Here is a 19357-nt window from a genome sequence, read left to right as displayed (position 1 = left end):
TTTAAACAAGTGATTTAAATGAGCATACCTTGAGTCAAATGTAAGCTCAACTGTTGCTAACGGGTTAAAAGTTAAAAACCTTTACAATTGTGTTTAGCCAGTGAAGAGATTTTCAGTTAGCATTGGCACATTCGATATGCAAAGGAGTGGCTAATGTCCGCTAACCCATCGTTTTTCAAGAGAATATGCTTATTCATTTGGAACGCCCTTAACGGGATCCGTAAATTCATACTTAACCTGATCTTTTTTGGCCTCCTCGCCATGATTCTGATTGTCATTGGCAGTAGTGAAGATATTCAGGTCGAAGATAATTCGGCACTGGTACTTAATCTTGCGGGATCGATTGTTGATCAAAAACAACAGGTCGACCCGCTTGAAGCCGCACTCAAGCAAGGTAATAACGGCAGCAGCGATGGCGAAATCCTACTGGCGGATATTATCTATGTGATTGATAACGCGGCGCACGATAACAGGATCAGCACTATAGTCTTAGACTTGGCAGAGCTAAAACGTGCGGGGATCAGCAAATTACAATCCATTGGCGATGCCTTAAATCGTTTTAAAGAAAGCGGCAAAAAGGTCGTAGCGATTGGTAACTATTACGAACAAAATCAATATTTTCTTGCCAGTTTTGCCGATACTATTTACCTCAACCCTCAAGGTAGCGTCTCACTTGAGGGATTAAGTATGTATAACCAATACTTCAAATCCGCCCTCGAAAAACTCAAGATAAAAGCACATATCTTCCGTGTTGGGACGTTTAAATCCGCAGTAGAACCTTATATGCGTGACGATATGTCAGATGCGGCCAGAGAGGCTAGCAGCGTCCTACTTGCTGATGTTTGGCAAAGTTACACTCAAACGGTGGCGACAAATCGCCAAATTGATACCAAAGCCTTGGTTTTGGACTCGGCAAACTACCTTGCACAACTCGATAAGGCTGAGGGCGATTCTGCGACTATGGCCCTCAATATGAAATGGGTCGATACCCTAGCGACCGATGAAGATTTCCGCAAAGTTATGCTCGATACCGTGGGTAAAGAAAAGTCAGGTGACAGCTTTAAGCAGGTCAGCTTTTACGACTATTTAACCCTAGTGACACCTCTGCCAAGCTTTGTTGAGCAAGACAGTGTTGGTATTATCGTTGCAAGCGGCACTATTTTAAATGGCAGCCAACCCGCCGGCCAGATTGGTGGCGATAGCACGGCTGAACTCATTCGTAAGGCGCGATTTGATAAACATATTAAAGCACTGGTGTTACGAGTTGACAGCCCTGGCGGTAGCGCCTTTGCCTCGGAGCAAATCCGCCAAGAATTACTCGCCCTCAAAGCGGCGGGTAAACCTGTGGTGGTCAGTATGGGTAGCCTTGCGGCATCCGGCGGTTATTGGATTTCGGCCAGCGCCGATTATATCTTCGCGACACCAACAACACTGACGGGCTCTATCGGCATCTTCGGGATGATCACCACCTTCGAAGATTCACTCGCCAGCTTAGGCATTCATACCGACGGCGTATCAACCTCTGAATGGGCGGGTTTATCAGTCACGCGCACCCTCTCTCCACAAATTGAATCGGTAATCCAGCGCCATATTGAGCGTGGCTACTTAGACTTTATTTCACTGGTGGCTAAGGAACGAAAAATGACCTTAGAACAAGTGGATAATATCGCCCAAGGCCGTGTATGGAGTGGTAAAAAAGCTCTAGAATTAGGCTTAGTTGACGAACTAGGTGATATAGACCAAGCTGTCGCGAAAGCAGCAAAACTGGCGGATTTAAGCCTGTTCGATACCCGTGTGATTGAGCAAGAGCTCACACCTGAGCAGCGTTTTGTGCAGCAAATGTTTGCCTCTGTGTCGGCTTATTTACCCGCTTCACTCAGCCATTCAACGCTGCTTGAGCAAATGCTGAGCCAATGGACCGGTAGCTTAAAGACTATAGCGGCCTTTAACGACCCTAACCATGTGTATGTATATTGTGACAGCTGTGCGATCAACTAGCGCAGACTCAAGATGAAAGACACAAAAGCCCGATACCTCGGGCTTTTTTATTGGGTTTATGTCAGCAAAATCGTATAATTAGCCCACGTGAAGCTAAGATAACGACAAGAATGACTAAACGCTCCATTTATGTCGCCTACACGGGCGGCACCATAGGCATGCAAAAAACCGATAATGGCTTTGCACCAGTAGCAGGATTTTTGACCCAATGCGTCCAATCCATGCCCGAGTTTTACCATGCTGAAATGCCTGAGTTTGTGATCCACGAGTACTGCCCGCTCATCGACTCATCAAACATGGCACCGACCGACTGGCAAATGATTGCCGATGATATCAAAGCCAATTATGACAAGTACGATGGCTTTGTGATCCTCCACGGCACTGATACCATGGCCTATACTGCATCGGCCTTATCCTTTATGCTTCAAGGCCTGTCAAAGCCTGTTATCGTCACTGGCTCACAAATCCCCTTGGCGCAGTTGCGTTCCGACGGCCAAACCAACCTACTCAACTCTTTGTATATCGCTGCTAATTATCCAGTGGCTGAGGTTTGCTTATTCTTTAATAACAAACTGTTCCGTGGCAATCGTTCTACCAAAGCCCACGCCGATGGCTTCGATGCCTTTGCCTCACCAAACTTCCCCTTACTGCTTGAAGCGGGGATCAAAATTAATCTGCGCGCAGGTAAAATTGCCACGCCAAGCGATAAGCCGTTAGAAGTCGCTAATATCAGCCCGCAGCCTGTCGGTGTAGTCACCCTCTACCCAGGTATCTCCACGCAAATTTTTGAGAATATTCTGCAGCAACCCGTTAAGGCGCTCATTTTACTGACCTTTGGTGTAGGTAATGCACCGCAAGATACGGCATTACTCGATACCCTAAAGCAAGCGGATGAACGGGGAATTGTGTTAGTGAACCTGACTCAGTGTTTCCAAGGTAAGGTGAATATGGGCGGTTATGCAACGGGAAATGCCCTCGCTAAAGCAGGCGTGATCAGTGGCGCAGATATGACCATTGAGGCTGCATTGGCTAAGTTGCATTATCTGCTGTCGAAAAACTTAAAGCCGAGCGAAATTAAGGCTGCTATGTTGCAAAACTTAGTTGGTGAGCTCAGCCCCGATTAAGGAGCGCAACTTTGCGAATTAAAAAGCCCACATTAGTGGGCTTTTTAATACGTTGCGTCAACTGAGATTACAGGTCGTCAGCTTTAAACTCGGCTATCGACTCGCCACGGAATTGTTTCTTCAACTCCGCCTTTGACAGCTCATTTAATTTTCCGCCAGCACCTATGGTGAAATGCTCCGTTTGATCTAAGCGGCGCGCCTGATAGAGCATCACCACTTGAAGAGTCGATTCACGCTGGGCTTCGGTCAATACTGTGCCATCTTCCCATTTGCCTAATTCAGCAGCGCTACGCAGCCTTTCATAGACTTCTTCGGGCATTTGGTCGATTACTTGATTAATGTCGGTCATACACTCTTTCGCTTATGTAATACGATTCTAACGCGGGTAATTAAATAGCCCACAAAACCAAAGACAAAACAGATGGCACCAATGGTCGCGCGTACGCCTTCGGCGGGCTCTCCACCCCAAAACCAAATCACCACCCCCGCAATAAACAGCGTCATGGCAACAAAGCTTTGGTTCATTAAGCTGCTAGATTTTTGGATATGACTGATCCGTACGAGCGAGCTATTATCACCATTGGTTTTTGCCTCACAATGCGGGCAAGCTGGCGCCTTGCTCGACATCCGTTTACGGCAGATTGGACATTCGATTAATGCCATAGTCGCACCTATCTTAACTTATCAACCACGGCGAGCATGGCAATCAATGACGCTTCGCCTAAATAAATACTGCGCTCAGGTGACCAACCCACAAACGGATCCTGCAGGTTGTTGTTGTCTTTAAAAGGCATTTCTAAGGTGTTCGACAAGCAATCGAAGGTTTGCGCCACCCAATTAGACGCCACGGTCAAGTTGGCTTGACCAGGCTCGTCTTTAGCGTACCCAAACTCGGTTTGGAAATCGGCACTGGCCAAGGTTAGTGCCTGACTAAAGTCCGCTTGCAGCTGCGCCAATCGCTCATTGTAAGCTGGTACCCCCTCGCAACCCGCGAGGAAAACATAGGGAAGACCTTCATCACCATGGACATCGTAAAATAAATCTACGCCCGTTTGCTGCATCTTATGCACTACATGGTAGACCTCAGGGCTTCTTTCTAAGCTCGGGGTTTGCCATTCACGGTTAAGGTTAACCCCAATCGCATTGGTACGCAGATGGCCTCTTACGCTGCCATCCGGGTTCATATTAGGCACAATGTAGAAGTTCGCTTTATCGAGCAGTGCTTTTGCGGTTGGACAATCATTATCCAGCAGACGATTCACTAAGCCTTCGACTAACCATTCCGCCATAGTCTCACCGGGATGTTGCCTTGCGGTGATCCAAATATTGCGTTTATCAGGATTGCCATCGCCCACTTTCATCAGGGTAATATCACGGCCATCTAAGGTTAAGCCTAAATGTTCAAGATTTACATCGGGATGTAATTGCGCGTTGCTGAGTAAATCTAAGTGACGCTCATAGCTGTACGGCGCAAAGTAAGCGATTTGAATCGCATCACAATCAAGTTCAAGCTGGATACTGAGTTTGCCATCAATATATTGAGTTGGTACACGGAACCAATGCTGACGATCGTAACTGGCGACTGCGTGGTAATCCTGCCAGCCCTTAGGATAGGAAGCGGTGCCCGCATTGATAATATTTAAGGTGTACTGGTTTCCCACATCACCTTCGAATCGGAAGTTGAACCATTGATAAAACTCACCGCCCGCATCGGGACGGATTGCCAGTTGAATATCGTCTTTATTATCAAGATTAATGACTTGGATATTTCCGCCATCAAAATTGGCACTGATCCGCATACTGATTCCTACTTGGTTATTCATGTGAGGGTAATGATGCAAAATACGCATCTACTATAATGCCCGTTAGAATAAACCAAATCCGTATCTGGGGAAAATGAAAGCGAATAAAATTGCCTAAGAAGCCATCAGTCACGCTGTAATTCATCCAGTGCCTAGTTTGTTAGCCCTTCACAACTCATCAAGCGGAAAAACTGTATCCTTGACCACGTACCGTATTGATTAATGTCCGCGGTAAACGAGTATTTGCCAGTTTGCGCCTTGTATTACTGATATGCATATCCAAGTTACGATCAAACCGCCCTAAGTCCTTCTGCAAAACTGACTTTTGCAGCTCTTGCTTAGTGATCACTTGCCCTTTTCGTTCAAACAGGTACTTAAATAACCTAAACTCAGTTTGGGTTAACTCCACGGCATGCTTGTCGATGGTTATCCTGTAGGCGGTTTCGTCAAACTTAATCGATTGAATGGCTGCGGTTTGATCTATCGCCATTAGTGGCTTATGCCGCTGCACTAACCGTCGCTCAATCGCCTGTAAACGTACCAATAACTCTTTAATACTAAAGGGTTTAGCTAAGAAGTCATCCGCACCGAGTTCATAGCTTCTGATCCTGTCTTCTTCATTATCGCGGGCTGACAACATCATTATCGGCGTCAAACAATCCCTTGCCTGTAAAAGCTCAAAACCATCCATTTGCGGCATCACCAGATCGAGCATAACAATCTCGGGCGCAAAGGAGCAAATGCGTGAAAGCCCATCAACACCGTTAACGGCACATTCAACCTCATGTCCTTGTGCTCGGAGCACATCAGTTAACCACACTCGGAATAATGGATCATCATCGACTAACAGTATTCTACTCATCTCAAAACACCAAACGATAATCAATATCATTTATGTTACCATACCTAGATGTTTGGCTCTAGTATAAGAAGAAGATTAAAAATCAGTATTTACTTAATTGTGATCAAGTTGGCAGCGATAGATAACGCTTGTAACCTTTTGCACCAAAACAAAAAAGCGCCCGAAGGCGCTTTTTAGAGTGGGTTCAAATTAAAATTAGAACTTAACAGTCACACCGCCGTAAATGGTACGGCCGATAGTGTCGTAAACTTCTGGAACAGTACCACCATCACTACCGTTAGATACAGTCAATGGTTTTTCATCGGTAAAGTTCTTCACACCTAAGCTAACTGCAGTGCTGTCGTTAACGTGATAGGTACCAGAAATGTTATGATAAACGATATCACCCACTTTGTTACCACCTTCAAGATCACGCATATCACCAATGTAACGGTTGAAGTACATGACACTCCAATCGTCTTGACCAGCACTGATGCTGAAGTTGTTACGTACGCGAGAGTATGCACCGAAGTTACCGTCAATAGTGCCAGTGTAATCAACACCGTCCTGCTCGAATTGCACTAAGTAGGTTGTATCGTTGCTTACTTTCCAATCTAAACCAATTAACTCAAAGCTATAGGCTAAGTTAAAGTCAATACCGCTTGTATCTTGAGAGCCTACGTTTGTCAGCGCATTTGACAGATTGGTTAAATCGCCACCGGCACCAATATTAAACTTGTCACAAGCTGCTGTATCTCCCGCGAAACACGCATCTAAACCGTCTTGAGTATTAGCGCGAGCAATTGCATCACTTACCTTGAAACGCCAGTAGTCTAATGTCACAGACATACCGTCGATATAGCTAGGAGAGTACACTAAACCAGCAGTATATGACTCTGACTCTTCTGGCTTCAGGTTTGGATCTGAAGTACGGTTTACAAGGATCTGTGCATCCTTAATATTACCCCATGGATCCGTTAAGTAATCAAATGAACCAGAGTTACCACCATACAATTCTGCAACGCTTGGTGCACGGAAGCCCGTAGCAGCCACAGTACGAACCATCAATTCATCAGTCGCAGTGTAAGTTAAACCAACTTTCCAAGTAGTCGCTTTACCGAAGGTTGAGTAATCGTCTAAACGCAGCGCGAATTCACCTGTCAGTTTTTCCGTAAATGGTACGCTCACTTCTTGGAAGAAAGATACTACGTTGTAGTTACCGTTAGTTGGGTCTTGCTGAGCTGAAGTACTTTCGCCAGCGATAACCACTTCGTCTGGCGTGTAGAAACCACTTTCACGACGGTACTCAGCACCGATAGCGAAACCTACAGCACCTGCACTCAAGTCGAATAACTCACCGTTTAAGCCAGCAGATAGCGTTTGTTGCTCGTTACCCCCTTTAGCTTCTTCAGTGTAGCTAATCGCGTCAATCATTTGCTGAGTTAATGGAGCACCACTGAACCATGCAGCTTGATTTGCCAGCACTGAAGCTTTCATATCAGAGCCGTTGATTGAGTTTTCTACTGCGGTTTTAGCTTGGTTCTTACCATAGGTGTAAGTCACATCCCAGTTCATACCAGTATGTACATCTAGAGTACCCGCTAAACCACCAGATAAACGCCAAGTATCAGTATCTTGAGTGTAAATACGTGGACCAACGTCATTAGTACGGCGACGGTAACTAACTTGATCATCTTTATTTGCAGTGATACCACCGGCGATCATTGCTTGATCAAGGGTTAAACAATCCTTTTGACCTGCCGTTTTACAAACATCTAAGAAAACTTCAGCAGGTTGTGCGGCCATTTGCTGATTAGATCGACGGTTAGTGTAGATAGCGTCAGCAGTTAATACCACATCATTACCTAACTCTTGGGTCATGTTTGCAAATAAACTACGACGCTCATTTGGAGTTTGATAGTAACTATCTTGTGTAAAATCATAACCATAAGTACGGTCAACCCAGTTGCCATTTGCATCTTGAACTTTACCGCCTAAGGTGCCTGTTGGGATATAAGAACTTGCACCTGGCTCAGTCCAATCGCGGTCACCTTGGATTACACCACGACGGTCTGCATATGCTGCACCAAATGTATAGTTACCACCATCGGTGTTAAAGCCATACAGTGCGCTCACATCACCGTTTTCGCCGTCACCCTTGTCGGTGCCGCTACCGTTGAAGTCTAATTGGAAACCTTCAAAATCTTTTTTGGTGATGATGTTCACTACACCAGCAATCGCATCAGAACCGTATACCGCTGAAGCACCGTCTTTCAGGATTTCAACGCGAGCGATCATCGCAACAGGGATAGAGTTTAAATCCACAGAACTGTTAGCGCCTGAACCTGAGTTCACCATGCGACGGCCATTTAATAGTACGAGAGTACGTTGCGAGCCCATACCACGTAAGTCAACTTGGGCAACACCGTCAGCACCGTTGTTAGTGGTTGAACCTACCGCAGCACCTGCCATTGAGGTTTGTACTTGTAGCATTTGGTCTACAGAGGTAAAGCCTTCGGCTTTGATTGCAGCAGCATCAATAACGGTAACAGGAGAAGCTGTTTCCATATCTTGACGTTGAATACGTGAACCCGTGACTTCAATACGCTCGACTTTTGCAGTCTCTTCAGCTGCAAATGCGCTTGATACCACGAAGGTACCAGCAGCAATTGAGCTAACGACAGCTAAATTGATAGCCGACGCAACTTTGGTTCTTTTAATCATGAATGAATGCTCCCTAGATCTTACTATTATTTTTATGCTTACAGTATGTACAACTATTGCTGTACGACTGTTGCGCTTGATACTGAGGATTCACTTTCATTCAGTCAACGTTCATTTTTTTAACTTTAAAAATCAAAATGTTTAATTTATTTAGTCACTTTGTTTTTTATTTGTTTCAAAAAGATCGTATGCACTTTATTTGAGATTTATTCAGCATAAAACACCAATAAAACCAATTTTAGATAGACACAAGAACTGTTAACGGCGCAACATTTAAAAAACATTTAAACACTTCAAAAGTGTGATTCACATCACACTTTACCAAAGGTAAACCGTCTTGCGCACAGAATAATGTATCGATTAATTATGAGAAAATATGCATATTAGCAATCTTTGCAATACTAAGAATTGAGAAAACATAAGTGGTTTTGGTGAGTTAGTAGATACAAAATGAATAATGTGTGGTTTTTATGCAAACCCAGGAAGATTCAAACATAAATGCAACAATTGGTTGTCAATTTATAAATTGAGAACTAATTTGCTATTGGGTCAATCGTTAAGGAATAAAAATGCATAAAGATAACGAAAATACGAAGAAGATAGATGATATACGATCAAACAACACTAAATAACGCAGCACTTAAATTACTAGCAGAGATTACGTAAAAAGCTAATAAAAACAATAAGGATTAAATTAAATCCAGCTTTCATCTATTTCTATTCAAAAAATATAAAAGCGACCTAAGTCGCTTTTATATTAAGCAATAGATAACACTATTTAGCGATCACTCTGGTTTTATCATTCCAAAGTGTAAATACGCTCTGGCCGTTGCGATCCTACCACGGGGAGTGCGTTGGATAAAACCTTGTTGAATAAGGAAAGGTTCGAGCACATCTTCAATGGTTTCGCGCTCCTCACCAATTGCTGCCGCAAGGTTATCAAGACCCACGGGGCCGCCCATAAACTTATCGATAATCGCGAGTAGCAATTTGCGGTCCATATAATCAAAGCCTTCGCCATCGACATCGAGTAAATTGAGCGCCAGCTCAGCAACATGTCGAGTCACAGCCCCATCGTGTTGCACTTCCGCATAATCACGCACCCGCCGGAGTAATCGATTGGCAATCCTTGGTGTACCGCGCGAACGTTTGGCAATTTCGGTCGCGCCCTCACTATCAATGGCTAATCCCATCACTTGTGCAGAACGGGTCACAATGGTGCTTAAATCTTTGACATTATAAAACTCAAGTCGCAATGGAATGCCAAAACGCGCCCTTAGCGGAGAGGTTAAGGCCCCCGCCCGCGTGGTCGCGCCGACTAAAGTAAAAGGTGGTAAATCGAGCTTAATGGAACGCGCCGCAGGTCCTTCACCAATCATGATATCCAGTTGATAGTCTTCCATCGCCGGATACAGGATCTCCTCAACCACAGGACTTAATCGATGGATTTCATCGATGAAGAGTACATCACCTGCTTCGAGGTTAGTCAGCAGCGCCGCTAAATCCCCGGCTTTTTCCAACACGGGACCCGAGGTCGATTTTATATTGACGCCCATTTCATTGGCGACAATCATCGCCAAGGTGGTTTTACCTAAACCTGGCGGGCCGTAGATCAACATATGATCTAAAGCTTCTTCGCGATTCTTCGCCGCTTGAATAAACACTTTTAATTGGGCACGCGTATCATCCTGCCCAGTGTATTCATCGAGCAATTTAGGGCGCATTGCCCTATCGATAACATCATCTTGACCTTGCAGCTGTGGCTGTATCAGTCTATCTGCTTCAATCATTTACCTATTCCTGTTACCGCATTGCATTCTTGGCATGCGGCACTTGCTATTTTGCTGCAGTTGCAGCCTGCTTGGCTGCAAAAATCGCGCACCGCAATAAACTGCCTCAATCAAAACCATGCATTAGAGCATCGATTTTAACGCGGCCTTAATTAAGGTCTCACTGTCCATGCCTTCTTTAAAGGCTGCTGAAACCGCTTTGCTCGCCTGTGGCGGTTTATAGCCGAGGGAGATCAAAGCTGAAATGGCATCCTCTTCAGCACTGTTGACCATAGGTGCAGGTGAATAATTCGACTGCAGTACAAACTCACGCTCGGAGCCCACTGACGCCTCCATTAGGCTCTTGAGTTTATCGCGCATTTCCACCAACAATCGCTCGGCGGTCTTTTTACCAACACCGGGTAATTTTACCAGTGTTACTATATCATCACGCTCAACACAGCCCACAAATTCACTGGCCGTCATGCCAGAAAGAATCGTTAAGGCGAGTTTTGGACCAACACCGTTAGCCTTAATCAATAAGCGAAACAGTGAACGCTCCTGTTTGGTGATAAAACCGTAGAGCAGCTGGGCATCTTCACGCACCACAAAATGGGTATAAACCGTGGTCGGTTGATTGAGCTCTGGGAGTTCATAAAAGCTGGTCAGCGGCATTTGCAATTCGTAACCGACCCCGTTTACATCAATCAACACCTCTGGCGCTTGTTTTTCAATTAATACGCCACGTAAACGACCTATCATCTGTACCGTCCATATGTTCTTGTTGTCGCTCGGCCGCTTAAGGCAACCAAGCTTTGATTGGTGTGATAATGACATACTGCAACGCCAAGCGCATCCGCGGCGTCTGCCTGTGGTGCGGCTGGGAGCTTAAGCAATTGCTGGATCATGTGTTGTACTTGCTCTTTTTTCGCACGCCCAGTCCCGACTACAGCACTTTTTATCTGGGTTGCGCTGTATTCTGCAACAGGTAAATTTGCTACGGTTGCAGCGACAATTGCTGCGCCACGGGCTTGACCCAATTTCAAAGCTGAGTCGGCATTTTTAGCCAAAAATACCCGCTCAATGGCAAACTCATCGGGTTGATATTGGCGAATAATTTCACTGATCCCATCAAAGATCTGCTTTAATCTTAACGGCAGATCATCACCCGAGGTACGAATGCAGCCACTGCCTAAATAAAGTTGCTGCCGCCCTTGGCATTGGATAACGCCGTAACCTGTGATCCGCGATCCCGGGTCTACACCTAAAATAATTGCCATATGCGTGCGCCTTACGTAAATCGGTCGATTTGCGTCTTAACAGCGCCTCAACCAAATCATGACTGATTAAAGAACCATTCAAGAACCACTAAAACCTGCTCGCGTTCATTCAACCAAAGGAGACACGTTGTCTTTTACTCAGCATCTAGCTTGCAAACACTCGTACCTCCCCAAGTTGGCTTAACCCAAACTTTCCATAATCTCATCGGAAATTTCCGCATTATGATACACCTCTTGCACATCATCGTGCTCTTCGAGGGTATCGATAAGGCGCATAAACTTCTCGGCAGTCTCGGCATCTAACTCGGCTTTGGTCGAGGCTATCATCGCGATTTCGGCGTTATCACTGACAAACCCTGCGGCATCGAGGGCATCTTTCACCCCATAAAACTCGGTCGGTTCAGTAAATACATCAATCGCGCCATCATCGTAACTCACTACATCTTCAGCGCCCGCTTCGAGCGCCGCATCCATCAAGGCATCTTCATCTGTGCCAGGCGCATAGGACAATACTCCGCGTTTAGTGAACAAATAGGCAACCGAACCATCGGTACCTAAGTTACCGCCCGATTTGCTAAAGGCATTACGTACGCCGCTGACGGTACGGTTACGGTTATCTGTCATAGTTTCCACCATCACCGCGGTGCCGCCTGGGCCGTAACCTTCGTAAATAATGGTTTCGAGCTGCTGACCTTCAAGCTCGCCAGCACCGCGCTTAATCGCGCGCTCAATGGTATCGCGGGTCATATTGCCACCCAGCGCCTTATCGATGGCGATTCGCAGACGCGGATTTGAATCGGGATCTGAGCCGCCTTCGCGGGCTGAAACCGTTAACTCACGGATAAATTTGGTAAAGAGTTTACCGCGCTTGGCATCTTGCGCTGCTTTGCGGTGCTTAATATTGGCCCACTTACTATGACCAGCCATGGGAGTTCTCCTCTACATGTAGCCATTGCACATCTTATCAATAGCCTAAGGTAACCTTGACAGTGCCTCGAATAAGGCGCCTTTACACAATGTTCCTTTACACAGTGAATGACGGCAAGTTCAGTGACGTCGATAACGCAGATATTGATAAGAAATGAAATGACGGGATAAAAATAGACCGAGGCTTGCGCCTCGGTACTCGATAATCACTAAAGATTAGTCTTCAGTCTTCGCGGCTTTCACAACGGAAATACCTAGTTCAGCTAATTGTTGTGGATTAGCAAAACCTGGCGCATTGGTTAACGGACACGCCGCTGTGGTGGTTTTCGGGAATGCCATCACATCACGGATTGAGCTTGCGCCCGTCATCAGCATGATGATGCGGTCTAAACCGAATGCCAGACCAGCATGTGGTGGCGTACCGTAGCGTAGCGCTTCGAGTAAGAAGCCGAATTTCTCTTTCGCTTCTTCATCGGTAATGCCCAGAATGCGGAATACCGCAGATTGCATCTCTTGGTTGTGGATACGTACCGAACCACCACCTAATTCACAGCCGTTTAATACCATGTCGTAGGCATCGGACACACGGTTAGCCGGATTGGCTTCTAGCTCTTGTGGTGTCACGCCGCGTGGCGCAGTAAACGGATGGTGAACCGCGTGGAAGCTGCCGTTGATCTTCTCAAACATTGGGAAGTCAACCACCCACAATGGACGCCATTGACCTTCAAGCAGATTAAAGTCTTCACCGGCTTTAAGACGCAGTGCACCCATAGATTCAGCAACCACAGTCGCTTGATCAGCACCAAACAGAATAATATCGCCAGTTTGTGCGCCAGTGCGGCTGATGATTTCGTTCACAATGCCTTCGTTCAAGAACTTCAGCACAGGCGATTGGATGCCTTCTAACCCTTGAGTCAGGTCGTTTAGCTTCATCCACGCTAAACCTTTAGCACCGTAGATACCCACAAACTTAGTATAATCATCGATTTGCTTACGGGATAAGCTCGCGCCACCAGGAATACGCAGCGCCGCAACACGGCCTTCTTCATCATTGGCAGGACCTGAGAATACTGCAAATTCTACTTCTTTGAGCAAGTCAGCCACGTCCACCAGCTCTAATGGGTTACGTAAATCGGGCTTATCTGAACCGAAACGACGCATGGCTTCGTTGTAGGTCATGCGTGGGAATTCGCCTAAATCGACGTTCAGCATCTCAAGGAACAGACCACGCATCATCTCTTCGGTTTTCGCCATCACTTGCTCTGAGCTCATGAAAGACGTTTCGATATCGATTTGAGTAAATTCTGGCTGACGATCAGCACGTAAATCTTCGTCACGGAAGCATTTTACGATTTGATAGTAACGGTCAAAGCCTGACATCATCAGCAGCTGTTTAAATAGCTGTGGTGATTGTGGCAGTGCGAAAAATTGACCTTTATATGTACGGCTCGGCACTAAATAGTCACGGGCACCTTCTGGGGTTGCCTTGGTCAGGATCGGCGTTTCAATATCTAAGAAACCGTTTGAGTCGAGGAAACGACGCACAGCACTGGTCACTTTCGCGCGGAACATTAACCGCTGTGCCATTTCTGGGCGACGTAAATCTAAATAACGATATTTTAAACGCTGTTCTTCACTGTTGTTTTGATAGTTATCTAAGCTCAGCGGCAGAGGCTCAGAACTGTTGATAATAGTTAGTGCTTTACCCAACACTTCAATTTCGCCAGTTTTCATTTGTGCGTTAACTTGGCTATCAGGACGTGCACGAACCACGCCTTTTACCTGCACACAAAACTCAGCGCGCAGTGTGCTAGCCACATTGAACACTTCAGGTAAATCTGGATCGTAAACCACTTGGACCAGACCTTCTCTGTCTCTTAAATCTAAAAAGACTACGCCACCCAAATCACGGCTACGATTAACCCAACCTACCAAGGTAACTTCTTGTCCAACGTGAGACTTATTGACGTCTCCACAATAATGACTGCGCATCTAACTCTATCCTTTATCCGGAAACCGGTGCTTTGGAAATAATCAAAACGAGATAAAAGCGGCATTATAGTCAAATAATGCCGATTACCAAAGTACTTCACTTTTAGGCGGTGAAGTATCAAACAGTTTTACGCCCTTGACTAGAGGCGAACGCACTATCTATGCATAAACGTACAAAAAAACATCAAGCCACGCGGTAGCAACGCCCACCCGCCGTTTTGGCTTGATACATTAATTGATCCGCTTTTTTTAATAATTCAATCGCCGTATCACCATCGCGGGGATAAATCACCACACCGATACTCACAGCAATTTCTACCTTTACGCCTTCAAAAGTGAAGGGTGATGAAAGCGAGTGCAGAATATTATCAGCAACTTGGGTCGCGGCATCGAGATCTTGCACACGATTTAGCAGGATAACAAACTCATCGCCGCCAAATCGAGCCACAGTATCAGAATGGCGAACGGCTTGCGTCAGTAATCCCGCCACCCGTAGAAGCAAGGCATCACCTATTGGATGTCCATGCTGATCATTGATTTGTTTGAATCCATCTAAATCAATAAACAGCAGCGCAAAATGGCTCTGATCGCGACGATGGGCTAATAGTGCCTGCGATAATCGATCATCGAGTAAGCCTCGATTAGGTAACTGGGTTAATGCATCATGGTTCGCAACGTATTGCAAACGTTTTTCCGCCGCAATACGGCGAGTTATCTCACGATTTAGACGACGATTAACCACTAATACCGCGATCATCACCACCGATAAACTCAACGCTCCAAGCAATAAATAGCGGATCCAACGCAAGTATTGCCCATCGTCAGTGGCAATCGCGAAATTCACCCAATGGGAATAGATTTGTTGCTGCTTTTGCTGATCGATCTGCGCTAATACTCGGTTGATTAATGGTGCCAATGGGGTAAATTGCGGGTTTATGCCAAAATGACTATGTTGGTCGGCTAAATCGCTTAAGAGTGACATTTTAAGTAAAGGATACTGGCCCGTTTTTAACTCAGAGGCTAGCGTCACCACCTTATCAATAAACACATCGGCATTACCTTCATTTACCGCTAAAAGCCCTGAGTGCGTATCGGGTACCAACACGAGCTTCAGCGAAGGTTGTAGCATCATTAGTTGAGCGACAAGATGATAGCCTTCAACCACGGCCACTCTCTGACCTGCCAATTGTGCCAAATTAAAAACAGAGACTTGTTCAAGCTGCGATACTAGCCCCCATGGCGATGGCCAATAGGCATCACTAAAAACTACATGCTGTTGCCGCTCAGCGGTTTTAGCAATACTGCCCGCCAGTGCAATCTCTCCTGTTCGCAATGCGCGAATAAGCGACTGCCAATCATCAAACGCAACGGGTTGGATCTTAAGATGCAATTGCTGGGCGAACATATTTACGATATCACTATTAATGCCCGCGAATTGGCCTTGCTCATCGCTAAATTCCATGGGCGGCCACTGCTTAAGATAACCCAGTTTGAGTTCACCCAATTGTGAAAGATAGTTTTGTTCACTGCTTGAGAGTTGGATACTGCGTAAGCCTGCCTGATTAAAAATACGGTCTTTAGGGTTAAGCATCCATTTTTGTTCAACATCAGCAAATTCCTGCATGCTAATACTGTGAAATCCATTGCTGATCCGTTGAGTCAGTCCAGGATCATCGCTTCGAGTTAATACATAGATATCGGTAGGAAATTCCAGCTCAGGGTATTGATTAAAATCGGCCCATGCTTTGTTTTGCAGAAGATAATGGGTAGTCCATGCTCCCGCTGCAACAAACCCAACAATCTCTCCCGCTCTTGCACCGGCGACCATCGCATCCATACTGTCATAGTAACGCAATGACGCATCCGGCAGTGCTTTGCGTAACTGGACTAAATATGGCGCCGTTGGCACAACACCAATACGTTTACCTTTTAAGCGATGTAAATCAGTTAATTGCTGTTGATACAAAAACAGTCGACTTTTTACCGTATACAAGTGCCACGCGCGAGTTAACCCCGTTTTCATGTCATCACTCTCGGGATAACCAATATGGGCATCGGCTAACCCTTGGCGTACATCGTTAACACTGCCGTTCATATCGCCTGAGATAAAATCGACATCAATCCCCGTTTTAGCCGACCATAGTCGCCAAAGATCCACATAAAAACCATGGGGTAAACCATCAACACCTAAATCAACAAAAGGCTCAACCCCCAGTTGCATCGCGACTATCAGTCCCGCTTTTTGGCCGTGGTAACCCAACCAGCGACGCTCAGTTTGTTGGATAAATTTAGGGTCAAGAGCATTAAAGCCCGCCTTAATTTTATTCAGTAAGGCGGTATTGTGCTTCATCACCGCAGGCACAAATTGCATCGCTTTAATGGGGATACGAATATTGAGAGGAAAATTTGCTGCGATCGTTTGGTTAGAGGAAGGGTCGCGAAGATAACCGTCGAGCCCAGCAAACACCACTGTGTCACCCGCCGCCACACCTGCAAGTAGCTTTTCACGGCTTTCATAATATTTAAATACTAACGCAGGTTCGATACGGCGTAATTCCGCTTCATGGGAAGAACCGGACACAATTCCAATCTGGTAAGGCACCAATTCTTTAATGTTTTTTTTGCCCTGCAAGGATTTATGTAAATACAAATAGGTGCGAACATCAGCAATCGGATCGGCAAAATCAAATAGTTGTTCACGCTCCGGGGTTTTACCCATGCCAATATGCACTTGGGCGTTTCCCTGTTGTAACTGTGCGAGAGATTCATTCCAGTGTCGCGCAACAAAAACGAGTGAGGTATCGGTACGTTTACCCCACTCCTTCCAAAGATCGACTAATAACCCCGTGGCTTCGCCCTCGTTATCCACAAATTGATAGGGAAAGCTGTCTTCCCCCATCACCACGATAAGCGAATCAGTCGCTCCTTGACTGGCATTAACTGTGTTGTTCGAAAAAACACAACACAGGATCACAATAAGCTGGAACACTAACTTCAACTGGGGTCCCTAGTACCTGATGTACAATGTAAATACTTTGTTATTTATCGCATATTAGACAGAAATTTCTGGCAAATTACTAGCCCGAGACTTGCTGCTAGTCAACGGGATTCGTTAAAATGCGGGGTTGAATTTTCGAGACATTCCCAAATGAACGCTTCCCAAGATACTATCTACGCTCAAGCGAGCGAGCACATTAGCGATTTCCAGTTTGATAGCCGTGTTGCGGGTGTCTTTAGTGACATGATCCGCCGCTCAGTGCCTGGTTACACCCAAATTATCAATACTATCGGCGATTTTGCGGATCGTTTTGTTAAACCTAATACCCAGATTTACGACTTAGGATGCTCTTTAGGTGCTGCAACATTGAGCATTCGCCGCCAGATCCAAGGCCGTGACTGCCGAATTGTTGCCGTAGACAATAGTGAGTCTATGGTGACGCGCTGCCAAGAAAACCTCAATGCCTATGTCAGTGATACTGAGGTTGAGCTGATCTGCGGTGATATTCGCGATATTCACATCGAAAACGCCTCCTTAGTGGTGCTCAACTTTACGCTACAATTTTTACCTCCCGAGGACAGAGAGTCACTTATTGCCAAGATTTATCAAGGCTTAAATCCAGGAGGGATCTTAGTACTCTCGGAAAAAATCCGCTTTGATGATGCGCCAATTCAAAATGTACTTGAAGAACTGCATCTCGACTTTAAACGAGCCAATGGCTATAGCGAGCTCGAAATCAGTCAAAAACGTAGTGCGCTGGAAAATGTCATGAAACCAGATACCTTAAGTACGCATCAACAGCGCTTAACTCGCCAAGGGTTTAGTCACTTTAGTACATGGTTCCAATGTTTTAACTTTGCTTCTATGGTGGCCATCAAGTGATTAATTTTAGTTCCTTTTATCAGCAAATTGCCGACTCAAATTTACAACATTGGCTTGAAACCTTGCCAGCAATCCTCGGTAAATGGCAAAGAGAACACAAACACGGCAACCTCCCGAAATGGGAAAAAGTGCTTAATAAACTGCACTATCCAAGCCCAGATAAAGTCGATTTTGTTGATAGTGTCACGATAGGCACGGGTGAGCAGCTCACGCCAGGCGAAAAGGAAAAACTCGAGAATTTACTGCGGCTCTTTATGCCTTGGCGTAAAGGTCCATTCCATATTCACGGCATTCATATCGACACCGAATGGCGCAGCGATTGGAAATGGGATCGGGTTAAACCGCATATTTCACCCCTGCAAAACCGTACAGTACTCGATGTAGGTTGCGGTAGCGGCTATCACATGTGGCGTATGTTAGGGGCCGGCGCTAAGCGTGTCGTGGGTATCGACCCTTCCCCGCTGTTTTTATGCCAATTTGAAGCGGTTAAACGCTTGAGTGGTGAGAATCACCCTGTGCACCTGTTGCCACTTGGTATTGAAGAACTTCCGCCATTGGATGCCTTCGATACAGTATTCTCCATGGGCGTCTTGTATCACAGACGCTCACCCATTGATCACTTGTTGCAATTACGCGATCAGTTACGTATGGGGGGAGAATTAGTATTAGAGACGTTAGTGATTGATGGTGATGAAAACGCCGTACTCGTCCCGCAAGATAGGTATGGCAAAATGAATAACGTTTGGTTTATTCCATCCGTTGCGGCACTGATGCTCTGGCTTAAAAAATGTGATTTCACCGACATACGTTGTGTCGATACCGATGTCACCGCCCTTGCCGAGCAGCGCCGAACCGATTGGATGCCAAATGAATCACTGGTTGAATATCTTGATCCTAACGATATCACTAAGACTATCGAGGGTTACCCCGCACCGAAACGTGCAACGATTATTGCAGTGAAAAATCAGCCGAATCAAGATTTGAATTAAGGCATGATACACTCAGGCATGTTAAAACCAT

Annotated in this window: 15 protein-coding genes; 4 read left to right on the top strand and 11 right to left on the bottom strand. The window is 45.7% G+C overall.

Translation table 11 applies throughout. From position 1 onward, the window contains the following. Nucleotides 1–153: 153 nt before the first annotated feature. Both sppA and ansA read left to right on the top strand, forming a co-directional pair. On the top strand, nucleotides 154–1998 hold the full coding sequence (gene sppA / locus M0413_RS12660) for a signal peptide peptidase SppA (RefSeq protein WP_249554443.1): 1845 nt from the start codon (nucleotides 154–156) through the stop codon (nucleotides 1996–1998). 110 nt (nucleotides 1999–2108) lie between these two features. Continuing rightward, nucleotides 2109–3122 (top strand): asparaginase, encoded by a 1014-nt coding sequence (gene ansA / locus M0413_RS12655; protein ID WP_037418865.1) that lies wholly within the window; start codon nucleotides 2109–2111, stop codon nucleotides 3120–3122. A gap of 67 nt (nucleotides 3123–3189) precedes the next feature. Here the strand turns inward: ansA and M0413_RS12650 are convergent, their stop codons facing one another. The 11 genes from M0413_RS12650 to M0413_RS12600 all read right to left on the bottom strand — a co-directional run bounded on the left by M0413_RS12650 (nucleotide 3190) and on the right by M0413_RS12600 (nucleotide 17455). Then, the gene (locus tag M0413_RS12650) at nucleotides 3190–3471 is read right to left on the bottom strand and encodes a YeaC family protein (protein WP_037418861.1); all 282 of its coding nucleotides are present in this window, start codon (nucleotides 3469–3471) and stop codon (nucleotides 3190–3192) included. Next, nucleotides 3468–3785, bottom strand: a complete 318-nt coding sequence (locus M0413_RS12645; RefSeq protein WP_037418858.1) for a hypothetical protein — start codon at nucleotides 3783–3785, stop codon at nucleotides 3468–3470. Before M0413_RS12645 ends, M0413_RS12650 begins: the two co-directional genes overlap by 4 nt. 8 nt (nucleotides 3786–3793) lie before the next feature. After that, a complete protein-coding gene (locus M0413_RS12640; RefSeq protein WP_037418855.1) occupies nucleotides 3794–4921 on the bottom strand; it encodes a M14 family metallopeptidase in 1128 nt (375 codons plus the stop codon). A gap of 181 nt (nucleotides 4922–5102) precedes the next feature. Then, nucleotides 5103–5786, bottom strand: coding sequence for a response regulator transcription factor SsoR (gene ssoR / locus M0413_RS12635; RefSeq protein ID WP_055648363.1), 684 nt, complete (start codon nucleotides 5784–5786; stop codon nucleotides 5103–5105). 195 nt (nucleotides 5787–5981) lie between these two features. Beyond that, nucleotides 5982–8489 (bottom strand): TonB-dependent receptor, encoded by a 2508-nt coding sequence (locus M0413_RS12630; RefSeq protein WP_055648357.1) that lies wholly within the window; start codon nucleotides 8487–8489, stop codon nucleotides 5982–5984. A gap of 785 nt (nucleotides 8490–9274) precedes the next feature. Next, on the bottom strand, nucleotides 9275–10279 hold the full coding sequence (gene ruvB, locus M0413_RS12625; protein ID WP_055648358.1) for a Holliday junction branch migration DNA helicase RuvB: 1005 nt from the start codon (nucleotides 10277–10279) through the stop codon (nucleotides 9275–9277). Nucleotides 10280–10402: 123 nt separating this feature from the next. Continuing rightward, nucleotides 10403–11020 (bottom strand): Holliday junction branch migration protein RuvA, encoded by a 618-nt coding sequence (gene ruvA, locus M0413_RS12620; protein WP_037418847.1) that lies wholly within the window; start codon nucleotides 11018–11020, stop codon nucleotides 10403–10405. Continuing rightward, nucleotides 11017–11538: a crossover junction endodeoxyribonuclease RuvC gene (gene ruvC / locus M0413_RS12615; protein ID WP_037430588.1), complete on the bottom strand. Its 522-nt coding sequence runs from the start codon at nucleotides 11536–11538 to the stop codon at nucleotides 11017–11019. The genes ruvA and ruvC overlap by 4 nt, the downstream gene beginning before the upstream one ends. A gap of 180 nt (nucleotides 11539–11718) precedes the next feature. Beyond that, complete coding sequence (locus tag M0413_RS12610) at nucleotides 11719–12465, bottom strand: YebC/PmpR family DNA-binding transcriptional regulator (RefSeq protein WP_011622670.1); 747 nt, start codon at nucleotides 12463–12465, stop codon at nucleotides 11719–11721. 216 nt (nucleotides 12466–12681) lie between these two features. Further along, a complete protein-coding gene (gene aspS / locus M0413_RS12605) occupies nucleotides 12682–14457 on the bottom strand; it encodes an aspartate--tRNA ligase (protein WP_169548534.1) in 1776 nt (591 codons plus the stop codon). A 184-nt stretch (nucleotides 14458–14641) separates the two neighbouring features. Further along, nucleotides 14642–17455, bottom strand: coding sequence for a transporter substrate-binding domain-containing protein (locus tag M0413_RS12600; RefSeq protein WP_169548535.1), 2814 nt, complete (start codon nucleotides 17453–17455; stop codon nucleotides 14642–14644). A gap of 150 nt (nucleotides 17456–17605) precedes the next feature. Between M0413_RS12600 and cmoA the strand changes: the two genes are divergently transcribed. Both cmoA and cmoB read left to right on the top strand, forming a co-directional pair. Next, on the top strand, nucleotides 17606–18337 hold the full coding sequence (cmoA, locus tag M0413_RS12595; RefSeq protein ID WP_047539997.1) for a carboxy-S-adenosyl-L-methionine synthase CmoA: 732 nt from the start codon (nucleotides 17606–17608) through the stop codon (nucleotides 18335–18337). Further along, a complete protein-coding gene (gene cmoB / locus M0413_RS12590) occupies nucleotides 18334–19326 on the top strand; it encodes a tRNA 5-methoxyuridine(34)/uridine 5-oxyacetic acid(34) synthase CmoB (protein ID WP_047539995.1) in 993 nt (330 codons plus the stop codon). The genes cmoA and cmoB overlap by 4 nt, the downstream gene beginning before the upstream one ends. Nucleotides 19327–19357: the final 31 nt, after the last annotated feature.

Origin of the sequence: Shewanella sp. 8A (genome assembly GCF_023475945.1) — a bacterium.
In the GTDB taxonomy this organism is placed as follows: Bacteria; Pseudomonadota; Gammaproteobacteria; order Enterobacterales; family Shewanellaceae; genus Shewanella; species Shewanella xiamenensis.
Note: the sequence above shows the minus strand (reverse complement) of the source record. Positions and strands in the feature narration are given on the sequence as shown.

What these genes read in the sequence shown, in the direction of transcription:
- cmoA (WP_047539997.1), top strand. Translation starts at nt 17,606, where the DNA reads ATGAACGCTTCCCAAGATACTATCTACGCTCAAGCGAGCGAGCACATT.
- M0413_RS12640 (WP_037418855.1), bottom strand. Translation starts at nt 4,921, where the DNA reads ATGCGGATCAGTGCCAATTTTGATGGCGGAAATATCCAAGTCATTAAT.
- M0413_RS12650 (WP_037418861.1), bottom strand. Translation starts at nt 3,471, where the DNA reads ATGACCGACATTAATCAAGTAATCGACCAAATGCCCGAAGAAGTCTAT.
- ruvA (WP_037418847.1), bottom strand. Translation starts at nt 11,020, where the DNA reads ATGATAGGTCGTTTACGTGGCGTATTAATTGAAAAACAAGCGCCAGAG.
- M0413_RS12610 (WP_011622670.1), bottom strand. Translation starts at nt 12,465, where the DNA reads ATGGCTGGTCATAGTAAGTGGGCCAATATTAAGCACCGCAAAGCAGCG.
- sppA (WP_249554443.1), top strand. Translation starts at nt 154, where the DNA reads ATGTCCGCTAACCCATCGTTTTTCAAGAGAATATGCTTATTCATTTGG.
- M0413_RS12630 (WP_055648357.1), bottom strand. Translation starts at nt 8,489, where the DNA reads ATGATTAAAAGAACCAAAGTTGCGTCGGCTATCAATTTAGCTGTCGTT.
- M0413_RS12645 (WP_037418858.1), bottom strand. Translation starts at nt 3,785, where the DNA reads ATGGCATTAATCGAATGTCCAATCTGCCGTAAACGGATGTCGAGCAAG.
- ruvB (WP_055648358.1), bottom strand. Translation starts at nt 10,279, where the DNA reads ATGATTGAAGCAGATAGACTGATACAGCCACAGCTGCAAGGTCAAGAT.
- ruvC (WP_037430588.1), bottom strand. Translation starts at nt 11,538, where the DNA reads ATGGCAATTATTTTAGGTGTAGACCCGGGATCGCGGATCACAGGTTAC.
- ssoR (WP_055648363.1), bottom strand. Translation starts at nt 5,786, where the DNA reads ATGAGTAGAATACTGTTAGTCGATGATGATCCATTATTCCGAGTGTGG.
- ansA (WP_037418865.1), top strand. Translation starts at nt 2,109, where the DNA reads ATGACTAAACGCTCCATTTATGTCGCCTACACGGGCGGCACCATAGGC.
- aspS (WP_169548534.1), bottom strand. Translation starts at nt 14,457, where the DNA reads ATGCGCAGTCATTATTGTGGAGACGTCAATAAGTCTCACGTTGGACAA.